17 protein-coding genes are annotated in these 21,994 nt (G+C 42.2%); 8 read left to right on the top strand and 9 right to left on the bottom strand.

Features of this window, described 5'->3' with window-relative positions:
• Positions 1 to 278 precede the first annotated feature (278 nt).
• Both QQK00_RS09720 and QQK00_RS09715 read left to right on the top strand, forming a co-directional pair.
• Positions 279 to 1,484 carry a hypothetical protein gene (locus QQK00_RS09720; protein ID WP_284217298.1) on the top strand — a complete coding sequence of 402 codons (1,206 nt, stop codon included), beginning with the start codon at positions 279 to 281 and terminating at the stop codon, positions 1,482 to 1,484.
• A 35-nt stretch (positions 1,485 to 1,519) separates the two neighbouring features.
• On the top strand, positions 1,520 to 3,004 hold the full coding sequence (locus QQK00_RS09715; RefSeq protein ID WP_284217295.1) for a DUF7482 domain-containing protein: 1,485 nt from the start codon (positions 1,520 to 1,522) through the stop codon (positions 3,002 to 3,004).
• A 191-nt stretch (positions 3,005 to 3,195) separates the two neighbouring features.
• Here the strand turns inward: QQK00_RS09715 and QQK00_RS09710 are convergent, their stop codons facing one another.
• The 3 genes from QQK00_RS09710 to QQK00_RS09700 are packed head-to-tail and all read right to left on the bottom strand — an operon-like array spanning position 3,196 to position 9,036.
• Positions 3,196 to 4,602, bottom strand: a complete 1,407-nt coding sequence (locus QQK00_RS09710; RefSeq protein WP_284217293.1) for an efflux transporter outer membrane subunit — start codon at positions 4,600 to 4,602, stop codon at positions 3,196 to 3,198.
• Entirely contained in the window at positions 4,602 to 7,781 is a 3,180-nt protein-coding gene (locus QQK00_RS09705) for an efflux RND transporter permease subunit (protein WP_284217291.1), read from the bottom strand. Before QQK00_RS09705 ends, QQK00_RS09710 begins: the two co-directional genes overlap by 1 nt.
• Before the next feature lies 1 nt (position 7,782).
• Entirely contained in the window at positions 7,783 to 9,036 is a 1,254-nt protein-coding gene (locus tag QQK00_RS09700; protein ID WP_284217289.1) for an efflux RND transporter periplasmic adaptor subunit, read from the bottom strand.
• A gap of 126 nt (positions 9,037 to 9,162) precedes the next feature.
• On the opposite strand from QQK00_RS09700, the gene QQK00_RS09695 reads away from it, so the two are divergent.
• Positions 9,163 to 10,098, top strand: a complete 936-nt coding sequence (locus tag QQK00_RS09695) for a LysR family transcriptional regulator (RefSeq protein ID WP_284217287.1) — start codon at positions 9,163 to 9,165, stop codon at positions 10,096 to 10,098.
• Positions 10,099 to 10,233: 135 nt separating this feature from the next.
• On the opposite strand, the gene QQK00_RS09690 is transcribed toward QQK00_RS09695, so the two are convergent.
• Positions 10,234 to 10,563, bottom strand: a complete 330-nt coding sequence (locus QQK00_RS09690) for a hypothetical protein (protein ID WP_284217286.1) — start codon at positions 10,561 to 10,563, stop codon at positions 10,234 to 10,236.
• 311 nt (positions 10,564 to 10,874) lie between these two features.
• Here QQK00_RS09690 and QQK00_RS09685 point away from each other — a divergent pair, with 311 nt between their 5' ends.
• A complete protein-coding gene (locus QQK00_RS09685; protein ID WP_284217285.1) occupies positions 10,875 to 11,327 on the top strand; it encodes a MarR family winged helix-turn-helix transcriptional regulator in 453 nt (150 codons plus the stop codon).
• Positions 11,324 to 12,328, top strand: coding sequence for a S41 family peptidase (locus QQK00_RS09680; protein WP_284217283.1), 1,005 nt, complete (start codon positions 11,324 to 11,326; stop codon positions 12,326 to 12,328). Before QQK00_RS09685 ends, QQK00_RS09680 begins: the two co-directional genes overlap by 4 nt.
• Before the next feature lie 62 nt (positions 12,329 to 12,390).
• Here QQK00_RS09680 and QQK00_RS09675 read toward each other — a convergent pair whose 3' ends face one another.
• Positions 12,391 to 13,971, bottom strand: a complete 1,581-nt coding sequence (locus QQK00_RS09675; protein ID WP_284217281.1) for a sugar porter family MFS transporter — start codon at positions 13,969 to 13,971, stop codon at positions 12,391 to 12,393.
• 164 nt (positions 13,972 to 14,135) lie between these two features.
• Here QQK00_RS09675 and QQK00_RS09670 point away from each other — a divergent pair, with 164 nt between their 5' ends.
• A complete protein-coding gene (locus QQK00_RS09670; protein WP_284217279.1) occupies positions 14,136 to 14,561 on the top strand; it encodes a cupin domain-containing protein in 426 nt (141 codons plus the stop codon).
• 13 nt (positions 14,562 to 14,574) lie between these two features.
• Here the strand turns inward: QQK00_RS09670 and QQK00_RS09665 are convergent, their stop codons facing one another.
• Positions 14,575 to 17,358: an EAL domain-containing protein gene (locus QQK00_RS09665; RefSeq protein ID WP_284217276.1), complete on the bottom strand. Its 2,784-nt coding sequence runs from the start codon at positions 17,356 to 17,358 to the stop codon at positions 14,575 to 14,577.
• 293 nt (positions 17,359 to 17,651) lie between these two features.
• On the opposite strand from QQK00_RS09665, the gene QQK00_RS09660 reads away from it, so the two are divergent.
• Positions 17,652 to 18,584, top strand: coding sequence for an SRPBCC family protein (locus QQK00_RS09660; protein WP_284217274.1), 933 nt, complete (start codon positions 17,652 to 17,654; stop codon positions 18,582 to 18,584).
• A gap of 416 nt (positions 18,585 to 19,000) precedes the next feature.
• Entirely contained in the window at positions 19,001 to 19,471 is a 471-nt protein-coding gene (locus QQK00_RS09655; RefSeq protein WP_284217272.1) for a DUF3718 domain-containing protein, read from the top strand.
• Between the two features lie 55 nt (positions 19,472 to 19,526).
• Here QQK00_RS09655 and QQK00_RS09650 read toward each other — a convergent pair whose 3' ends face one another.
• Genes QQK00_RS09650 through QQK00_RS09640 form a run of 3 tightly spaced genes read right to left on the bottom strand, consistent with a single transcriptional unit; the run spans position 19,527 to position 21,953 of the window.
• Positions 19,527 to 20,831 carry a HAMP domain-containing sensor histidine kinase gene (locus QQK00_RS09650; protein ID WP_284217270.1) on the bottom strand — a complete coding sequence of 435 codons (1,305 nt, stop codon included), beginning with the start codon at positions 20,829 to 20,831 and terminating at the stop codon, positions 19,527 to 19,529.
• A gap of 30 nt (positions 20,832 to 20,861) precedes the next feature.
• A complete protein-coding gene (locus QQK00_RS09645) occupies positions 20,862 to 21,572 on the bottom strand; it encodes a response regulator (RefSeq protein ID WP_284217269.1) in 711 nt (236 codons plus the stop codon).
• 12 nt (positions 21,573 to 21,584) lie between these two features.
• Entirely contained in the window at positions 21,585 to 21,953 is a 369-nt protein-coding gene (locus tag QQK00_RS09640) for a DUF3019 domain-containing protein (protein ID WP_284217267.1), read from the bottom strand.
• Positions 21,954 to 21,994 lie beyond the last annotated feature (41 nt).

The following is a 21,994-nucleotide window of genomic DNA, read 5'->3' as shown; positions in this document are numbered from 1 at the left end:
ACTCCTCGCGAAATCAACGATTTCATACGCAAATGTAACAACTCTGTAAAGCGGGTGCTTTTTCGTTAACTCTGTGATTTATCTGTTATTTCTATCCCAAACCTGTGAGAAAACTAGTAGTAAATTAGTATTCTTATGCAGGTTTTTTGTGACATCCAAACAGTAGTCTTTATCCCACGGCCATATAGCAATAAAACAAACGGTCGCCCAAGATACTCTGTGTAGTGATACGCCTAAGCGCTACTCAGGGTCGTTGCAACTACTATCAAGGATAAATTATGAAGACCTTATCTTCTTTGTCGCTCACGACATTGTTTACAGCCACCATGTTGTCCAGTTTAACGTTTGCCCAAGAAGCAGATACTGATGACGATGTAAGACCATCACCACCGTCCATTGGCGCAGATGTGCCCGTTACATATTTTGGTCCACCGCCGTCTACAGTTGAACCCGAATTAATTGGCCCTGTGCAGTTGCTTCGTTCTGGCGAATTAGATGAAGACGCCGGCACTATCACCTTACCGTTGTATGAAGGCAGACTAAAAGAAACGGGTGAATCCATTTGGTACATTATTACTGATACAACAGATGCTGACGTTGCTAAAGCGCTTGGTGTAAACCATGCGGCAAAATTAGCCTTTGCCGATAACATACGTGCAGTGCGTATTGCAGAAACCAGCTTTGATGGCACTTTAGAATTTCATTGGGGTTCAGTCGACTTTTCACCCGAACGTATCGTTACTCCGGGTAACGCAGAAAATCCAGACGACAACCCATTCCCTCCCGCAGCCTTTCAACCTGGGGCAGTAGGTGATGAATTATATTCTCCCCTAGTCAAAATTATTACTGCAGGCGATCACATATACAATGCACCAATGGTGGCTTACAACGTGAGTGCTGAACAGCTCGATTATTGTGACACCACACCAGACTACTCATTAGTACACGATCAAGTCGTCAATATCTGTCCAGAAGAGGGCACTGTGACGATGCGTTTAACCCCAGGGTTTAGCTTTGCAAAGCCTGTTTTATATCTTACGACAGACGCAAACAACGAGTTACCAGCAGCACTTGAAGGCGCCATTTTTGCGCCAGGTTTACGTGACGTTGCGGTAGGCTCAGATGACTCTTTATTTAGTGCGGTTGAACGTATTTTTGGTTTTACGAATGGTCCAACGAATCACGTCGACGGTCAAATTAACCCGCAGCGCCAAGGGTTTTTTAGTGCACTGTCTGGCGAAGGTGCGCCGTTAAATGTATTAGGTGGTATTCCAACAGTCGCCACAGACTATAGCCCTCTGTGGGATCTCAACTTAGGTGAGTGGACACAAGATGCCGTAGATCGTGGTTATGTTTCACGTTTAACCGAAGAGTTTCAAATCCTAGGCTTGGTAGAACGCGGGCTTATTACGGGTCCCGGCGGTTCACTGTATGGGTCAACCGGTAACATTATTAACTGTCCAATAGTTCACCGTTTCTTGTAAACCGACGCCACACTAAAAGATTTGAGGAAAGAAAAATGACGATTAAATACAAAAAATTACTCACCGCTACCTTCGTTAGCATGATATTAACCGCTTGTAGTGGCGACGATGGCGCAACTGGGCCACAAGGGCCACAGGGTGAACAAGGGCCAGCGGGTCCGCAAGGCCCTGTAGCTGAAGTACCACCCGAGTCAGATATTACTGTCGCAGGTGGACGTTTAGCTCAGGACTTTGCTGACAGAACCGCTGCCATTACCAATGCCTTTGAACTTGTAGCAGGTTCGCCAGCTGAATTTGAAGCTGACGAAGACGATGTTGCACCGGGTCCTCCTTCTGTAGGGGCTGATATTCCTGTGACGTATTTTGGTCCAGCGCCATCAGACAGCAACCCTAGATTAATTGGGCCTGTGCAGTTACTGAAATCTGGTACGGTCGATACATCGGGCGAAATGGCCACTACAACCATTCCTTTGTATGAAGGTAGGCTAGCGTCGGGAGGGCCTAAAGACGGACAACGTTTTTGGTATATCGTAACCGATACTTCTGACAGAGATAACGCGGCTGCATTGGGCTTAAACTTCAGTGAAAAACTTGCTTTTACTGATGTCGCTGCGCCCGGAGATACCTTTGCGCCGTCAGCAGTGCGTCGCGGCTTTTATGATGAAGATGGTGTGTTGGTGACCACCGGTGGTGCTGTAGATTTTTCTTCTGTGAGAAGCATTGAATCTAGTTCAACCGATACATCGGGAACAAATAATCTAATTTCGGCGTTAACAATCACACCTGGCGCAATTGGGACGGATGTAGGCGATGCAGATGGCTTCTATAGCCCCTTGGTCAGAATTTCTAACGCAAGGGATCATATTTACAATGCCCCAATGATTTCATTCAACACTGACGAAGATGACTTGTCGCCGTATTGCGATGGTATTTCAGAAGATGAGGAAGAAGCCGCACGCGCAATTTTGCATGACAGTGTAGTGAGTATTTGCCCCGGTGAAGACGGTGAGCCAGGCACGGTGACCTTAGAACTTGCGGTTGGCTTTAGTTTTGGACGGCCTGTGCTTTACTTATCGACAGATGCCTCTGTAGATTTACCTGCTGCACTTGAAGGCGCAGTGTTTGCACCGGCGCTTGCAAATATTCCCGTAGGCCGTGATGACTCACTCTTTAGCGGAATTGAGCGTATATTTGGATTTACCAATGGCGCAACCAATGATCCTGACGGTATGGTTCACCCTCAACGACAAGGTTTTAACAGTGCAATTCTTGGCGAAGGCGGTCCGTTACAGGTACTTGGTGGTATTCCCACAGTTGCAACTGACTATTCACCACTTTGGGATTTAAACTTAGGTGAGTGGACACAAGAAGCGATTGATAACGGCTACCGTGCTAGAATGACTGAAGAATTTGCCATACTTGGCATGGTCGAGCGAGGGTTCTTAACCGGACCTGGTGGCAGTCCATACGGATCAAATGGCATTATTATTAACTGTCCAATTGTCCAACGTTTGCTCTAAGCAACATTTCAATACATTAACGATTAGGGTTGGCCATAGTGCCAGCCCTTTTTATTTGTTACGCACCTTAGTTCTGTGGGGTTGCTTAGCATGGAGTATTGTTTTGTAAATTAAAGAAAAGGTACCCAATATTGTTGAGGAGACAATGCTAACTAAACTCGCTAGCGCTTGGGTACCTTTATAGCTTTGCGTTATGACTCCATCAGTAGCCCTCCTCCTAACGCAGTATAAATTGTAATCAATGAATTTGTCATTTGAGTGCGCGCATCTACTTGCCGTTGCCGTGACGCTAGCCACTGTCTTTCAACATCCAATAGGCCAAGTAAGTCAATACTGCCGTTTTCATATTGATATTGTGCTAGCGATAGCGCTTTTTTGTTGGCGCTTTCTTCCTCGATTAATGCATTTACTCTGTGTTGCAACTGGGTGTAGTTAGACAGGGCTGTTTTGGTTTCAGCTATAGCGCTTATGACGGTTTGTTCAAAACGTGCAAAGTTTGCTTGGTGGTCTGCATCGGCGGCCCGTATTCTTGCTCTGACTGAGTCTAAATCAAAGGCTTGCCAACTAACCTCAGGGGCAATTGACCACGCTTTAGCATTACTTGACAATATTTTGCCTTGTGTCGAGAAGAAGCCTAAAAAACCACTAAGGGATATAGATGGATACAAATCAGCACTTACAACGCCAATATTTGCAGAAGAAGCTGCCAAACGGCGTTCTGCTGCTTGCACATCTGGACGTTGCTTCAGAAACCCTTTGCTGTGGTGCAGAGGGACCGGCGCAGCAAGCGTCGGTATCTGTTGAGATTCCCAATCAAAACCAATTAATGTTTGTGTTCCGCCAGCGAAAGCAATAAGCATTTGGCGTGCGGCTTCAGTAGATGCACTAATTGATGGAATATCTGCTTTTACACTGGCGATTTGGCTTTTTATGCGCAGTTCGTCCAATTCGGTAGCGAAGCCGGCCTGAACCTGGCTATGTACAATAGATTCTGTGCGCAACAAGCTATCCAATGTATCTTTTGCAACTGCTAGTTGAGCTTGCAGTCCACGATATTGCACATAGGTGTTTGCAATATTGGCTAACAAGGCTAAGCGTGCGTCTTGCCATGCGTAATAAGCGGCTTCAGCATCTGCTATAGCTGCTTGCTCCGCACGTTCAAACTTGCCAACGATGTCTAATTCCCAATCTGCAGTCAGCCCTAGCTGACGTGAGCGTAAGGTCATGCGTTCATGCGTATTTTGTGCGCTAGGAACAACTTGTCGCTGTGCATTATAGGTAGCGCTAGTACCAATACTTGGCCAGTCATTGTCTTCGATGTCATCAAAAATCGCATACGCTTTTGCAATATTTGCTTTTGCGATCGCAATCGAAGGGTTATGGCGGTCAGCAATCGCGATAAGTGCATTTAAGCTTTGATCGTTAAACTGCAGCCACCACTGTTGTGCGACTTTTGTTTCTAACCGCAACGGTTCGCTGGTTGCAGAGGCTGTTGTTTCCATACTAGGTGCTTGATAGTCGGGACCTACCGTTGCGCAACCAACTAACAAGATAGATGCCATAAGACTTGAGGACAAAGTGCTAATCGTGGTGTTCATTATTTTGCCTCTACCAAAGGGGGTGATAGTTCAGGCGTTGCGTTTAACTGCTTGTTTACTCGCTTTTTACGTAACATGTGGTAAAACACCGGGGTTAAAATCAAGCCAAAAATGGTGACGCCTATCATGCCTGAAAAGACCGCGATTCCCATTGCTTGGCGCATTTCAGAGCCAGCACCTGATGATATGGCCATTGGCAATACACCCATGATGAAGGCAAAGGAGGTCATTAGTATTGGCCGTAAGCGTAAACGACCAGCTTCTTTTATTGCCTCAATTGCGCTCATGCCTTTATCTTCAAGCTCTTTCGCGAATTCGACAATTAGTATGGCGTTCTTCATGGCAAGGCCTACCAATACGATAAAGCCAATTTGGGTGAATACGTTGTTGTCGCCGCCTGTCAAAATAACCCCTGTCATGGCAGACAACAGCGTCATTGGTACAATTAAGATAATTGCAACGGGTAAAGAAAGGCTTTCATACTGTGCGGCAAGTACTAAAAATACCAGCACGACAACAAGCGGGAAGACCAATAACGACGCATTTCCCGCAAGAATTTGCTGATACGTTAACTCGGTCCACTCGTAACTCATACCAATTGGGAGTGTTTCATCCAATATTTTGGTAATTGCGGCTTCGGCTTGTCCTGAACTGAAGCCCGGTGCCGGAGCGCCGTTGACTTCTGCGGTAGTGTAACCGTTATAGTGCATGACGCGATCGGGGCCCGCACTTTGGGTAACGTGCATGAATGATCCAATTGGCACCATGTCGCCGTTAGCATTACGCACTTTAATTTCTGTAATTTGTTCAGGTTCTTGACGAAATTGCTCATCTGCTTGCAAATTTACTTGATAAGTACGGCCAAATTGGTTGTAGTCATTTACATATAGTGAGCCTAAGTATGCTTGCATGGTGGTAAACACGTCGTCTATATTTACCGATTGCGATTTTGCTTTGGTACGATCAAGGTCAATATCGATTTGCGGCACGTTTACCTGATAACTGCTAAATACGCCAGTGAGTTCTGGTGTTTGCCATGCTTTTTGAATAACCTGTTGAGTTACCCCGTACAACGCTTCGTGGCCTAGATTTCCTTTATCCTGAATTTGCAATCTAAAACCACCTATCGTTCCTAAGCCTTGCACAGGCGGCGGTGGAAAAATAGCGATAAATGCATCTTGAATGCTAGCAAATTGTTGATTAAGAGATTGCGCTATGGCATTTGCAGATAGCTTATCGCTTGTACGCTCATCGAAGGGCGAAAGCGTAACAAATACAATGCCGCTACTCGAACTATTAGTGAAACCATTAATATTTAAGCCAGGAAAGGCTACCGCTGATTCAACGCCGGGGTGTTCAAGTGCAATGTCTGACATACGGCGCATGACACCTTCTGTTCTATCTAATGAAGCGGCGTCAGGCAGCTGCGCAAATGACACGAGATACATTTTATCTTGTCCTGGCACATATCCACTTGGTGTTGACTCAAACTGGTGATACGTTAATCCCATCAAACCGACATATAGCACGACGACAATACCGCCCATGCGCACCAGTTTAGCAATACCATTTTGGTAACCGTTTGCCGCGCGGCTAAATAGTCGATTGAAAGGGGCGAAGACTATACGACCAAAAAGCTTATCAATAGCGCGCGTTAAGCGATCTTTGGGTGCATCTTTCCCTTTTAGTAGCAAGGCAGAGAGGGCAGGGCTAAGTGTTAAAGAATTAATCGCTGAAATAACCGTAGATATTGTGATCGTTAATGCAAACTGCTTATAAAATTGACCTGTTAGTCCTGACATAAATGCGGTAGGTACAAACACTGCTATTAAAACTAAGGTAATTGCGATGATAGGGCCGGTAACTTCTGACATTGCCTTTTGGGTTGCCTCAACCGGTGCTAGGCCTTCATGGATGTTACGTTCAACGTTTTCTACTACAACGATTGCATCGTCTACTACAATACCGATGGCAAGGACTAAGCCAAATAAAGATAAGGCATTAAGCGAGAAGCCCAATAGGTGCATGACGGCTAAGGTACCTACCAATGATACGGGTACTGCCACCAAAGGAATGACTGATGCGCGCCATGTTTGAAGAAACAAGACGACTACCAATACCACCAGTGCCACTGCTTCTAATAGGGTGGTGATAACAGCGTCAATTGAGCCACGCACAAATACCGTTGGGTCGTAAACAATACTGTAGTCGATTCCTGCGGGAAATAAGGTTTTTAGCTCTGCCATTCGCGCGCGCACATCATCAGAGATTTGAATCGCATTTGAATTGGGTGCTTGAAATATAGGTAGTGCAACTGCTGGTTTGTTGTCTAAGAGTGAGCGAAGCGCATAGGCGTTAGAGCCTAACTCTATCCGGGCAACATCTTTTAAGCGTGAAATCGCCCCGTTTTCATCAACCTTAATAATGATGTTCTCAAACTCTTCTTCGCTTGTTAAACGGCCTTTAACATTTATGAGAAGTTGGAAATCGTTGTTGCCGGTGGGTTGAGCGCCCAAGGCGCCAGCGGCAGCTTGTTGATTTTGTTCGCGAATTGATGCGGCAATATCACTTGGGTTTAGGCCCAATGCGGCAACTTTTTCAGGGTTTAGCCAAATGCGCATCGAAAACTCACCTGCGCCAAACAGCCGAACGTCACCTACACCCTCTATTCTAGCTAATTCATCCTTTACGTTTAAACGGGCATAGTTAGATAGGTACAACATATCGTATTGATCATTTGGCGATGTAATATGCACAACCATGGTAAGGTCGGGTGACGATTTTTGGGTGACAACACCCAAGCGCTGCACTTCTTGCGGCAGCCTGGGCAAGGCTCGATTGACGCGGTTTTGAACCAATGTCGTGGCTTGATCGGGGTCGGTGCCAATCGCAAAGGTCAAGGTTAGGGTCATGCGGCCATCCCCCGTGGCCTGTGAGGACATATATAGCATGTCTTCAACTCCATTGATCTCTTGTTCAAGCGGTGATGCAACCGTATCAGCGATGACTTTAGGGTTTGCGCCGGGGTAATTTGCAGTTACAACAACCGTTGGCGGCACAACATTTGGATATTCGGTAATGGGTAATTTCCCTAAGGCGAGTAAACCCGCGATGAAAATCATTAACGAAAGTACGCCAGCAAAAATTGGGCGTTTAATAAAAAAGTGAGAGAAGTTCATGCTACCCTCCTACCACTTCAGTGCTGTTATGCATTTTAGATAAAGCCGCCCGCTTGAAGCTCTCATCTATTGTGTGTTGAGTATGTTTAAGTGCAGTGATTGTTGCTTTTGACGCCATGTCTACTTTGCGAGGAGTCACTGGCGTGCCAGGACGAACGCGCTGCAAGCCATTGACGACAATGTATTCTTTAGGCTGTAGGCCAGATTTAATGATGCGAAGGCCGTTAACTTTTTCACCTAAAGTGACAGCGCGATATTCAACAGTATTTTGGTCATTTAATACTAAGACAAACTTGTTGTTTAAATCGGTGCCAATGGCTTTATCGTCTATCAATATGCCTTCATAGGTTGCACTGCCGATCAATTTAATGCGTGCAAATAAACCAGGAATAAATGTGTCATTGCTATTGTCGAATACTGCTCGTCCGCGAATAGTGCCTGATCTTGGGTTTAACTGATTATCAACAAAATCAATGTAGCCTTGATGCGGAAAGTCATTTTCATTAGCTAAGCTCATTACTACGGGATTCTCATGCGTTCGAGAGCTTGGGCGACTGCCTTCACAACTGAGTTTTACATAGTTTAAATAGGTTTGCTCATCGGCATCAAAATATGCATATACTTTTTCAGTAGACACTAAGGTAGTTAATGTGGATTGGCCTGCATTTACGTAATTTCCTTTTGTGACCAGCGCATTTGATACTCTGCCAGAAATCGGTGCGTCAATACGCGTATAACTTAGTTGTAGTTGCGCAAGTTCTAGCGAGGCGCTAACAGAAGCAACTTGCGCTTTTGCGTTGGCTAACTGCGCCGCACGGCTATCAAGCAACTCAGCCGAAATGGCCTTTTGTGTAATTAAGTTAGACGCGCGTTCAAATTCTGATGTCGCAAGTCTAAGTTGCGCATGAGCGGATGCAAGTGACGCTTCAAAGCGCTTCACTTCGGCCTTAAACGGGCGGTCATCAATTAAAATTAGGGTTTGGCCAGCTTCAACATATGCGCCTTCTTCAAAGGTAATTTGGTCTATATAACCCGAGACACGAGGACGTAAATTTACGGTCTCAGGTGCTTCCAAGCGGCCAGTAAATGTATCCCATTCTGTCAGACGTTCATTTACGACTTGGGCAACGGTAACTTGCGGTGCTTGTACCTGACTTATTTGAGTACTTTCATTTGTTTCCCCAGTACCACAAGCACTGATTGCTGCAGCAATCAGTGCGACTAGAGAGCCTTTTATCGTCGTTGTTAGTTTCATAACTTTGCTCCTCAACAAAATTTTTTTCATTTGACTAAGCGAAGTATGGCGGCTAGTTTAATATAATAATAATTATATAATTGTATGTGATGCATCATTTTATTGAATGAATTGAGGGGCGAGTAAATGAAAACACAAGAGTTAAACTTATTAGTAACGTTTGACGCAATTATGACCGAAGGTTCTATCACCAGAGCGGCAGAGCGTTTAGCAATGACTCAGCCCGCGGTTTCAAACGCAGTGTCTAGGATGAGACTTGTATGGAAAGATGAGTTATTTGTTAAGGATGGACGCCAAATACAACCGACTTTGTTTGCACGGAATCTTTGGTCTCAAATTAAAGAACCATTGCAAATGCTAGGCGATGCTGTAGAGCCCAATGCTTTTGATCCGCTAACGTCGACACGCGCCTTTCGTTTAGCTATTCCCAGTGCCGTGGTTGATATTGCGTGGTATAAATTAAGAAAAATCATAGAAACAGAAGCCCCCTTAGTGAATATTCACGCAGTGCCGTATACTATCGACAATGGCGAAAAAGTACTAATTGATGCAGAAGTAGATTTAGTCATTGGCGCTGGAATTCCGATCACTAGTGTCATTCATAGTGAATTTTTGTTTCAACCAGAGTTCGTTTGCATTATGCGACATGGGCATCCGTTGGCAAAAAAACAACTGACAATAAAAGAGTTTACTGACGCGCCGCATTTGCTTGTATCGCTTTCTGGCGATACCGTCGGATATACCGATCAGGTATTGGCTCAACAAGGCTTGAAGCGTCGTATAGCGATGTCAGTAAATCATTTTTCAGCTATTCCGAGTATCATAGAAACCAGTAATCTTATCGCTGTAGTACCGCCTACTGCGCTTGAAGAAGCGATTTTTAGCAAACGAATTGCGGTTACCTGTCCGCCACTAAAGATAACGGGGGACCATGTCACAAGCTATTGGCATAAACGCCAACAAAATGATGGTGGCTTGACTTGGTTGAGAACGCATGTAAATCAAATCATAAAAGAACATGCAATAAACCATTACAAAAAGCTTAAAGAATGTCTGTGTTAATCAAAGTACTAACGTCAGGTTGATAGTACTAACATCAGGTTGATAATATACGTGTTGTGTGAGGCCAATTAACTAGTTGAGCGACGTATCCTTGGGGATAGATATTTACCTAACCCCAAGGCTATTTATATATTGCTAAACATTAATACATTCGACAATCTTCGCAATTGCTACCATAGGATTAGATGGCGGTGCATACGCTGCTTCCCATCCATACTGATAGCTATATTTGGCGTACGGTCCGCTTCCCCCAAACGACATATCGCGCATTACATAACTGGTAACACTGCCATAGGTATACCCTTTGTCAACGCACCACTGATGTGCACCGCCTGCGCTAATTGATAGTCCATACACACTGGTAGGGTTATTAAAAATGTCTGAAGAATACGCAGAGACGGGGGCGGAGATTACTGCTGCAGTGATGATTAAACTGCATGACACTGTAGATTTGATTAATTTCATTCTAAATTTCCTTTATTTTTTAAAACGATTTACAACCACTATGTCACCCAAACAACGAGGGACTTGTAAACTCTAGTTCAATAAATTGTATATTAAATATGAATACTATAATTCATAAGTGCAAAGTGAAAATTAAGAAGAAAAGTTAGTGGTTAATATTTTTTACTGCCAAAATGGATTTAACTATATGATAAATATAAGGATAAATTATTGTTGTCAACAATAATTGGGTTAGTAAAACATAATCCTTGACCTAATGTAACAGGGCTTATATATTAAGTATAAATATAACAGCGCTTATATAATTAAAAATGAAAAATTTAGGCACCTTACTTCGTTCACTCAGTGAACAACTAGATTTAGCCGTCGAACAGGTATATCGGGATCAAGGCATACCATTTAAACCTCGCTATTTTCCGATAGCGACAGCCTTGCTCGAAGACGGCGCTATGTCAATTAAGCGGCTAGCTGAGAAAACGGGTGTTAGTCATTCAGCAGTGAGCCAAACGGTAGCAGCAATGAAACGAGACGGTTGGCTAGCATCAATTTCAGGTGATGATAGGCGTGAGAAACTAATTAGTTTAAGCGCATTGATGCAAAGTGAGTTAGGTCAATTAGAACGTATTTGGTTGGCAGTGGCAAAAGCAGCTACGTCTTTAGACAATGATTTAGACAATTCACTTTTTTCGAGCATTTTAAAAGCCGGTGAATTGCTAGAAGACAATAGTTTTTATTCAAGGATAAATAAGGGGTTAGAGAAATGAAAAGCATAACAATATTTTTTTGGCTGGTGAGTGTTGTAATTTTTTCAACCCATGCGGCACAAGGCGACATTTCTGTGACTCAAAAGCGTGCCGTTGTTGAGGGGGTTGCCGATCTGATGGAGCGACGCTACGTGTATTTATCACAAGGCAGCGAAGTGGCAAACGTGCTGAGGCGACAGTTATTAGAGGGGAAGTTTCAGTCTATTACTAGTAAGCAAGCACTAGCAGAACATATGTCGACGTTTCTGATGGAACAAACAAAGGATGGTCATTTATTTTTGGAATATAAGCCGAACGCGTTAAGGGAAGAACGTAGCAGGGATGTTGCGTCAGAAAAATCTGACTACATAGAAAGTGAAATGGAGAAGTATTACGGTGCCCATATTAATCACGGTTTTAACGGTATTCAGCGGCTTAATAACAATATCGGATATATTGATTTGACGGTATTTGCTCCCCCTAATATGGCTGAAGACTTAGCGCATGCGGCAATGACATTGTGTGCACAATTTGACGCCTTGATTTTCGATTTACGGAACAATGGGGGAGGCATGGGAGAACTTGGCCACATCATGATGGGATATTTATTCGATGAAACATCACTACCGTTGAGTAACATATATCACCGCCCTAGTGATACGTTAACAACACACAAAACGCCAAACAAACTGCCTAAACGTCGTTTTGGCGGTAAAAAGCCACTTTACATTTTGACCTCAAAACGCACTTTTTCGGCTGCTGAAGCCTTCGCGTATGATTTACAAGCCTTAAAGCGTGCCACCATTGTCGGTGAAGTAACCGGTGGTGGGGCGCACCCTTTTGAATATCATGAGGTTGATCACGAGTTCTTTTTATCTTTAGCAGAGGCTCGCTCAATTAACCCTATTACCAAATCAAACTGGCAAGGTGTTGGCGTGCAGCCGGACGTCTTGGTGAAAAACGATCGTGCATTGAGCGAGGCCATCGATTTGGCCAATGCACGTTTGTCACAGCTTAATTAAGATCAAAAAAGGGCACCGTTTAGTGCCCTTTTGCAACGATAAGCAAAGATAAAGAAGCCTTATTAACTGAGGCTTTTTGCTTTTAATGCTTCTTCGATTTCTTCAATCGACTTACCTTTTGTTTCAGGCAGTACGCTTGCCATGGCAACTAAGCCAATAACGCACATTGAACCATATATAGTGAAGGTAATCGCCGCTCCCATGTTTTCTAGTTGCCACGGGAAGAAAGTAGGTACAACGACACCGCCAAACACTGAGGTTATGAATGCGCAGCCAGTAATGGCTAATGCACGCACTTTTGTTGGGAATACCTCTGAGAATAATATCCAAAGAATTGGCCCAATAGAGAAGTTGTATGCACATACAAAAGTGACGATACCGATGAAAACCAAGGTACCGTTCATACTGGCTGTTGAGATGATCAGATTGCCGGCCACACTATTGTATAAATCTTCACCGACGGTGCCTAATACCGCTTCTCTAATCGCTACGTCACTAAAGAATTCGGTGTTTAGAATGGGTGCAAACTTCATCGCGTCTGATGCTGAAACACCCATTGCGCTTAATGTTTCAGGCGTGATCACGTATACCGCGTTGAAAAAGGCAAACGCGACGATAGCCATGGCAATTGCACCGACGCTTAGCCCACCTAATAAGATAAAGCGACGACCTAATTTATCGATAAGTAACATCGCCAATACGGTAAAGGAGATACCTACAAGGTTTACGACAACCGATTGCGCAAATGGCGAACTATCACCACCAACTTGTTGGAATATCATTGGCTGGAAGGCAAGCATTGCGTTCATGCCAGTGAGTGGTTGCACCAAGGCCATGAATACACCAATAAGTAGCGCTATTCGCATTGGCTTGCTAAAGATAAGTTGAGCCTGCTGTATCATTGATGGCGTGTGATCGGTTTCGTTCAGGCTTGTTTTAATGTCTCTTATTTCTTGAATAGCTTCTTCTGGCTCTCGAATCGTTTCCATCACAGATTCGGCTTCTTGTTGTTTACCATTTAACATCAACCAGTGAGGGCTTTTAGGGATCATGAACAACAATACTACCCATATTGCCGCAGGAATGATTTCTATGCCTAACATCCAACGCCATACGTGCTCTTCGTCAAGCAATATTGCTTGTGCCCAAGCGGGTGCATCTTGCGCAGTATTCACTAAAAAGTAGTTGATTAATGTTGCAACAAAAATACCAATAACGATATTTAATTGGTTCATACTTACAAGTTTACCGCGCATTCTAGCGGGGGCAATTTCACCAATATAGATACTGGCTAAACTTAATGATGTAAACGCCAAGCCGCCAATTAAACGGGCAATGAACAGCCAAAAGTAGCTAGGTGCAAAGGCAGAACCAATCGCCGATACTGTATATAAACACGCTATCACGATAAGGGTATTTTTACGGCCAAATTTGTCGCTAAAATAACCTGCAAATAACAGCGCAATCAATGCGCCATAACCAGGGCCAGCAGCAATATTACCGAGTTGAAGTGAGGTAAGGTTAAATTCAGCGGTAGTGTACTCGTGTGTCCCTGATATTAACATTATATCTAGGCCAAAGATAAAGCCGCCTAGTGCAACAATGAACGCATAATACAAGGCATTACGTTGGGGTTGATTCATTACAGATTACTCAAAATATCGATTATTATTTTAAAAATAACATCAAATTGTTAACAATTTGATGCCAATAGTAGAGGTTTTTAACAAAAGGTTCTAGTAAGATCTGTTTTATCTTATCTAATAATCGATTAATAGCTAAAATCGTCAAACTAATAAGGATTTTTATGCACACGCTTTCTATTCCGATACTCACTGTTAACTCAAAAGGAGAGTCAGTGTTTAAAGCGCTAATACTGAGTTTGAATGATTATAATGGCATGTTCATCAGTGAGCGGCAGGAAGCGTTGAATTTTCGTCACCGCTGGAGTGCTGTTGGCTATGAGAGCAATTGGCATCTTGCTGGTGATCCTACGTTGATTATTGTTCAACAAGGTAGTATTGAATTGAGGCTTAAGACTGGGGAGGCTAAAACCTTTTCCGTAGGTGAGCAGTTTGTTGCAGCGGATTATCTGCCTGAAGCCCTTGATCAAGCTGAAAACGCTGGCCACAAAGCGCGCGTGATTGGTAATAATGATTTTAGTGCGCTGCACATAAAGTTATCGGATGCCCCTGCGCAATGGACAGCTTCACAGTCAAAAAACATTGAATAAATAGCGATCCCGTTTACGTGTTATTGCCAATACAGTTTTCTGGTTTGTGAATACCGTAACCTTGGCCGTAGTCGATACCTATCTCTTTGACGATTTGCATTATATTGTCATTTTCGATGTACTCGGCCACTGTTTTTATATTCATTTTGTGCGCAATTTCATTAATTGATTTTACAATCGCTTTGTCGATGAATTCATTCTCTATTGATTTAATTAAACTGCCATCAATCTTAAGATAATCCACTGGCAGTTGCTTTAAATAGCCATAAGAGCTTGAACCGCTGCCAAAGTCATCCAATGAAAATTTGCAGCCTAAAGGTTTTAATTGGCCTATAAAATCAATGGCTTTAGAGATATGGGACACTACGGCGGTTTCTGTAATCTCAATACACAACTTACTTACATCAAAATTTGTTGTTGCAAGCAAGCTTTTGACTTCATTTAAGAACTCTGTCGTGCTTAGGCTAATACCGGATACGTTGACTGAAACAACGGGGTTTTCGTTCGGAAATAAGTCCTTGTAATGGTGAATGACGTGTTTTATTACCCATTTATCAATCAGTGTAATAACGCCATGTTTTTCTGCAGTCGGTATAAATAAGCCTGGTGGGACAAGTTTGCCATATTGATCTCTGTATCTGAGTAGGATTTCGTAGTGAGGTATTTCACTCGCTTCGTAAAGAGGTTTAATCAACTGTTTAGCAAAGAAAAATTGATTGCTCTCTAAGGCATGATTGATGTTTGCAATATACCCTAAGCGCGCCTGCTCGTCGGTTATTTCGGTGTCTTCAATGGACGAATAATATACGCTGCCCCGGCCACGTTCTTTGGCTTTGTAGCAAGCGATATCGGCGTGACTGAGTAATTCTTCATGCGTTAACTTATTTGAGACAGGGACAATCCCAATACTTAAACCCACGCTGTAATAGCTTTGGTTCCATCTAAGTTTGTAGGCTTTCACCTCTTTAATCAGTCGTTCGCATACCTTGATTGCGTCATCCCTTTTATCTGCCATGATGAGCAGTCCAAACTCATCTCCGCCAAGTCGGGCTAAAATATCGTTTCTTGATATATTGTTGCTGATTAACTCAGCAATATCGGCCAGCATGCCGTCCCCTGCTAAATGACCAATTGAGTCATTTACTGCTTTAAAGTTGTCTAAATCTAAGTAGCAAACATATACATCATTGGAGGAGATATTTGCCGAAGAAGCGATTTCTTTGAAGCGATCGTTAAATACTCGTCGATTATATAGGCCTGTGAGTGAGTCATGACTGGCTTCAAAGGCTATCTTTTCTGTTAGCTCATATTCGCCGGTAATTTCTTTGATGATACCTCGGTGGCCAACAAAGTTGTTATTGTTGTCGAACCTCGCTTTGGCGCTAATTGAGATCACTGCAATAGATTTATCCGCGAGTTTATATTTAGCAATCATCGGCGGGATAGATTGCTGATTAACTAGGCATTGATTGTATGCAGACCACGGAAACTCTACCAAATCCGTCTTTTTAAGAAGCTGCTTAATAGTCGTTTTGTCGCCAATACTGTTATTAGTATCAACTTTCAGTTCGATATTTAAAATGCTGCTGATATCACCCGACATATAGCTAATATGTTCGTTGCTGTCGGTTTCCCAAAAAATATTCGCGCCTTCTAAGGCGAGGTCTCGATAGCGGGTCTCATTGTCAGCCAGCATCATTTTTTCATTTTTTGAACGACGCACAATTTCAAGCAATAAACCGATAATGATAAGTGCGATGAGTAAGGCGGAAGAGAAGCCAACAATTAACTTTCGGTTCTCGTCAAAGAACGAGATATCTTCAAACATAAGTATTGTGTCTTTTGGTAATGCATCTGAAGATAAACGGTGAGTTTTCATCTGTTGCCAATTAAAATACCAAATGCTTTTTTGCTTGGTGATTTCGTTTATGTCATTAATATTTTCGCCGTTGATTAAACGGAGTAACAAATTTGCGGCTTCTCCTGCGTGACGCTGACCATTTAATTCGTGCGCGGCAGTCGCGCCATACTCTAAGGTAATAATTGCGATGCTAATCACAGGGTTCTCTAGTGTATCAGATAGCAATCTTACTCCACCTGTCCAGGTCATTAATTGATTGTTGTCTAAGTCATCAAATAATTGCCCAACGAGTAAAATTGGTGTGTCAGCGGGCAGCGCAGCAAATTTTGTAGATACCTCGCTTACGTTCATTTTAGTAATGATTTTTACATTGCTAGGTGCACTTGGATTGCGCAAGGCCTTATTTATTTTCTCTAAGTTCGATTTTCCTGAAGACGAATTGTCCGTGATAACAATTAAATCATCTGTATTGAAGGTTTGCTTAATATCTAAAACGGTGCTTTCAAGGTCTCTATTTTCAAATACACCCGTAACGCCGTCTCGGTTGAGCAATGTTTGCGTAACCAAATTGACGCCCATGAAGATAATCGGGACTTTGTGGAACGCTTCACCACTATTGCGCAGAACCAAGTTTAAGGCGGGATCGTCTGATGTAACAATGTAGTCAATGTTGTGGTTTTCGTACTTTTCTGACAAATAACTATAAAACTGGTTTTGGTACTCACTTCTTGGAAAGCGTTTCGCGTCCATGTATTCATTAAATACAACGATATCGCTTCTTGTACTAATACGCGCTTCAAAGCCTTCGGTTATAAACTGCGTCCATTTGTGTTGAGTATCGTACGAATGGATAAACAATATATTGTACTTTGCATGAGCCGCTGCGCTGCATAAAGAGATTAACAGCATAAACAAACACATACTTGTTAATCGCATTCCTACATCCTTATTATTTGTATATCCAAGTATTTTTGGGGTAATACGTGGCGAGTCGTTTTTATTATTGATATTTAATAAAACTAATGGACAAAACGTCAAATTACACCGACACTTTTGTATAAAATTAAATCACTCTGTTGACCACTGCGCATTAATATTTTACTTAATGTAACGCGTGCATGTCTTTGCAAAGTTTTATGTGTAATTAGAGTTGTATCGTATATGTTTTTGAAGAATAAGCAAAGTAAGTAGCGCTAGACTGACCTCAACTAAATAAGGAGATAAATGGCATGCCTAAATTAAACATTGAAAAATCGACGCTTATAAATGCCCCCATCAATGATATCTATGAAACACTGAGTAACTTTCACAAATGGCAAGCGTGGTCACCATGGCTATTAATGGAAGTAAATGCTGATGTAAACGTAGATGAAGACGGCAAACACTATCGTTGGGAGGGGAATCGTGTCGGTGCCGGCAACATGACGGTCTTGAGTGAAAGTGATGAAGGTTCGGCAAAAGTCATAAAGTACGCGCTCAATTTTTTAAAGCCCTGGAAGTCATATGCTGATGTTTCATTTGTGCTGTCTCCGACTGAAAATGGCACAAAGGTAAGTTGGACAATGGACAGTTCATTGCCATTTTTTCTATTTTGGATGAAAAAGCCTACAGAAGCATTTGTAGGCATGGATTACCAGCGAGGTTTAAATATGCTTAAAGAACAAATAGAGGATGGCAGTATAAAGTCTTCATTGAGCTTTGTTGGCGAGACTAATTTTCCTGAAACAAGCTATGTTGGTATAAAAACCACGTGTGATGTAGAAGACATTAGTACATGCATGGCGCGTGACTTTACAAAACTAAAAGATTTTTTGAAGGACGCTGAAGACAATTCTGTCGGTCATGGCCTCTCGATTTATCACAAGTGGGATATAGTAAAAGGGAAGGCTGAATACACCGCCGCAATCGCAGTATCAAAAGCGCCCTCGAATTTACCAAATGACATTGTTTACTCGACGATACCACATACCTCGGTTTATCAGATTACGCATACTGGTGATTACAAGCACCTCGGGAATGCTTGGACTACCTTATATACAATGGAAAGAAATAAAGAAATTAAGTGTAATAAGGCAATGCATCCGTTTGAAATCTATGAAACCTCACCTGATGAAGTCTCGGCAGGATCCCTTATTACCCATGTCTGTTTTCCTACAAAATAGGCCAATGAACTTGCCTATTTAGTGATTTATGCAATTAAACTGTAATTTTATTTCATAAATCATTGTGCTCCTTGGCGTATGTCAACGGAGCACAATTATTGTTTTATGACAAAAATGATTATTTATTGAACATTAATAGTTTGGTATCAAGTAGACTTCGTCGAGAAAATTTATGTCAATCGCTTGTAAATACTTTGTTTTCAGGGTGTTTTGCACTATTCATGTTAATAAATGTAACTATAAATTACGCGAATGTTAAATAATGTTGTAAAATTACATCTAAATGTGGATTTGATGATAAAAAATACAAATTTTGTAATTTAATTACAAAAAAAGCTTGAGTAGTCGCAATTTTTGTCGATAATTAAAATCAGTTGATTAAATATTATTAGTTATTACATTTTAGGAGCCACCCTATGAAATTATCTACTATTGCTACAGTAGCTGTACTATCTTTTGCTTCATTAAGCGCTTCTGCATCAAATGTTGTATTTAAAGCGGTTAACGACAACTTCGAAACTAAAGCGTGCAAGATTGCCGCGGTTGATGGTATCGATGCTGCAAAGGACTTTATTGAAAGCCACGACGAAAACTACAAGCGCTTTGTTGTATCTACATTTTGTAATGGTATGTCTATTACATCGTTTGCCAAGCGTTATAACGTTGAAAACGATGAACAAGAAGCGCCAGAAGTAATTACGCTAGTTGCAGAAAACACGAATGTTGAATCTAAACTTTGTTTAGATGCTGTCGTAATGGGCGAAGACGCCGCTCGCGAAAAACATGGTGTATTAACAGATGCAGTATCTTGCAACTATAAGCCGCTGAAAAAGTTCGTTAAGCAGTATGCAAACCGCGATGTAGTTATTCGTCCATCTGCTGACTAAATTTAGCGTTTAAACTTTTTTAAGTTTAACTTGGGCAGCTATTCTTCCTTGGAGTTTAGCTGCTTTTTTGTTTTTCAGTTGGGATGTGTAAGCAAAAACAAGCACCTTGTCTTTCGGGTAGGTTACTTGCTCGTACCTTACCGTCGTGCCATTCAACCACGCGTTTAACAATGGCTAAACCTAAACCAAATTGATTTTTACTACGATCCCTCGCGCTATCTCCTTTGGTAAAAGGCTCAAATATACTTTTTAGCGCTGTTTCATCGATGCCAATGCCATCGTCTGACACTTTAATAAGTAATTGACCATCATGCACGTTAGCTTCGATGATGATTTCGGATTTTGCGTAATCAATCGCATTACTAATTAAGTTCATCAAAGCGCGCCCTATCCAGTGCCTATCAAGGCTTACTGGATGTAAAACGTCACATGTGGTTTTTATATTAATATTATTTGCACCGGCAATCGCTTGTTGTTCGTCTTTGAGATCATGCACGAGTTCTGCAATATTTGTTGGCGTAGCATTCAACTTTATGCCCTGACGCTCCATCGATGCGTAATTTAAAAATGCATCCAACATTGCTTCCATACGCGTGAGTTCATCATCTAGGCGATGGAAAATGATAGATTGTTCGTCGATGCTCTCGCAGTCTTTTGCCGCTTCAATACCAAAACGTAAACATGACAGTGGCGTGCGTAAATCATGGGATAAACTGCCGGCCAACATTTTGTTATCCGCTACTAGTTTTTCAATTTGCGTTGCCATACGATTAAAATTATTTTCTAGACTAGAAATGTACGACCAAGATACTGGCTTAATGCGGCTATCTAATTGGCCTTTGCCGAACGCATCAGCAGTAGCATCTAACGTTGATAAGCGGCGAGTAAGTGGAAGTAACCAGGCAATTAAGGCAATAGAAATCCCGATGTAAAGTGCCAAGGTGAGCACTAGATTAACGGAGTTTGCTTCTGTCGCATCGTGAGTTACTGTTAAACTCAATAAAAGGTGGGGGTATTTTGGTAACTTATATAGGTAGAATATACTTTTTTCAGTTTGTAAGCTTAGTACATCTTGTTCATTCAATTTGTCCAATAACGAGCTAGGTAAGGCAATACTATCTGATTGTTCAAGCGTAAAGTCGAGCCCTGTGTCAGTAGAAATTTTGGTGAGATATTGGTTAAAGTCGGACACTTGGACGTGAGTTAGTCCATGGGCGACTGACATCATCATACTGTCGTAAATAGCCGATTCACTGTCTTTTTCATCCATGTTTGACTCAGCAAATTGGTCTATTACCCAGCCGACGAAAAACAGTGACATGACGACGGTGAAAACAATGCCTAAATAAATTTTTTTCATACGTTGCTACAATTATGGTCGCAGGGTAGCTTAATCGTTCCACATGTCGGGCACAAACAGATAGCCTTTACCCCATACTGTTTTTATCTTTTCTGGCTTTTGCGGATTGTCGTTGAACGTTCTTCTGAGCGTTGAAATCATGACATCAAATCGCCTATCAAGACCATCATATTCTCTGCCTTTTAGTTCTTGAAATACTAAATCTCTATCGACTACTTTACCTGCATTTGAGGCCAGTAACCAAAGTAGCGAAAAAAGGCTCATCGATAAATCAATGCGTTCACCTTTGTAGTCAACACGTTTAAAGTCCCAGTTGAGTGCTAGATTACCAAAGCTTAATTCTTGCAGGGTATCTTTGTCAGTGCTTTGGTTTTCAGCGTTTCTTAGCATCGATTTAATTCGAGCGAGTAATGCGCGGGGTCTAACGGGTTTTATGACATAATCGTTTGCACCTACTTCGATGCCTATGACTTCGTCAAATTCATCTGCGCGCGCGGTCATCATGATAATGGGAATAGATGAAAAGCTGCGCACTTGTTTACATACCTCAATACCGTCTAGGCCTGGCAGCATGACATCAAGTAGAATCAAATCGTAGCTAGTCGATTTTAGGTGTTCAACTACAACATCGCCAGATGATAAATGCTCTACTAGAAAGCCATGTTGCTGAAGGTATTCTTGTACCCATTGGGCCAGTGAGGAGTCATCCTCAACAAGCAAAATTCTTGCATATTCTTGCATACAACACCTAGATTAAAATAAGCGCCATCGCCTTTTGCGGGGGCTTGACTCATACAACCAACTGACTTGAAAAACGGAAGACGCGAGCACCTTTTTACCATCAAGGGTGACCAATTTTAGATCAACACTTCGAGTTAGTTCCAAGTCTAGATTAATATTACCCACTTTACTTTGTCGCCAGCAACCTAATTCATCAGCTTCGTCGACTGAATTTACTGCGACAAGGCAATAGCTTTGTTCGGCTTTTAATCGCCAAGATATATTAACGCTGGCAAAACAAGAACGACCTTCATTGAGTGCGACACACTTATTAGGTTTTACATCTAATATCGTTGAAGGCTCCAACGCTACATTGCCTTGTGCAAGCGCTGTGCTTGCCACAAAATTACCTGCGAATAACATTAAGCAAGTAAAAAATTTAT

The sequence above is a fragment of the Agaribacter marinus genome, from assembly GCF_030160655.1.
In the GTDB taxonomy this organism is placed as follows: Bacteria; Pseudomonadota; Gammaproteobacteria; order Enterobacterales; family Alteromonadaceae; genus Glaciecola; species Glaciecola marina.
Note: the sequence above shows the minus strand (reverse complement) of the source record. Positions and strands in the feature narration are given on the sequence as shown.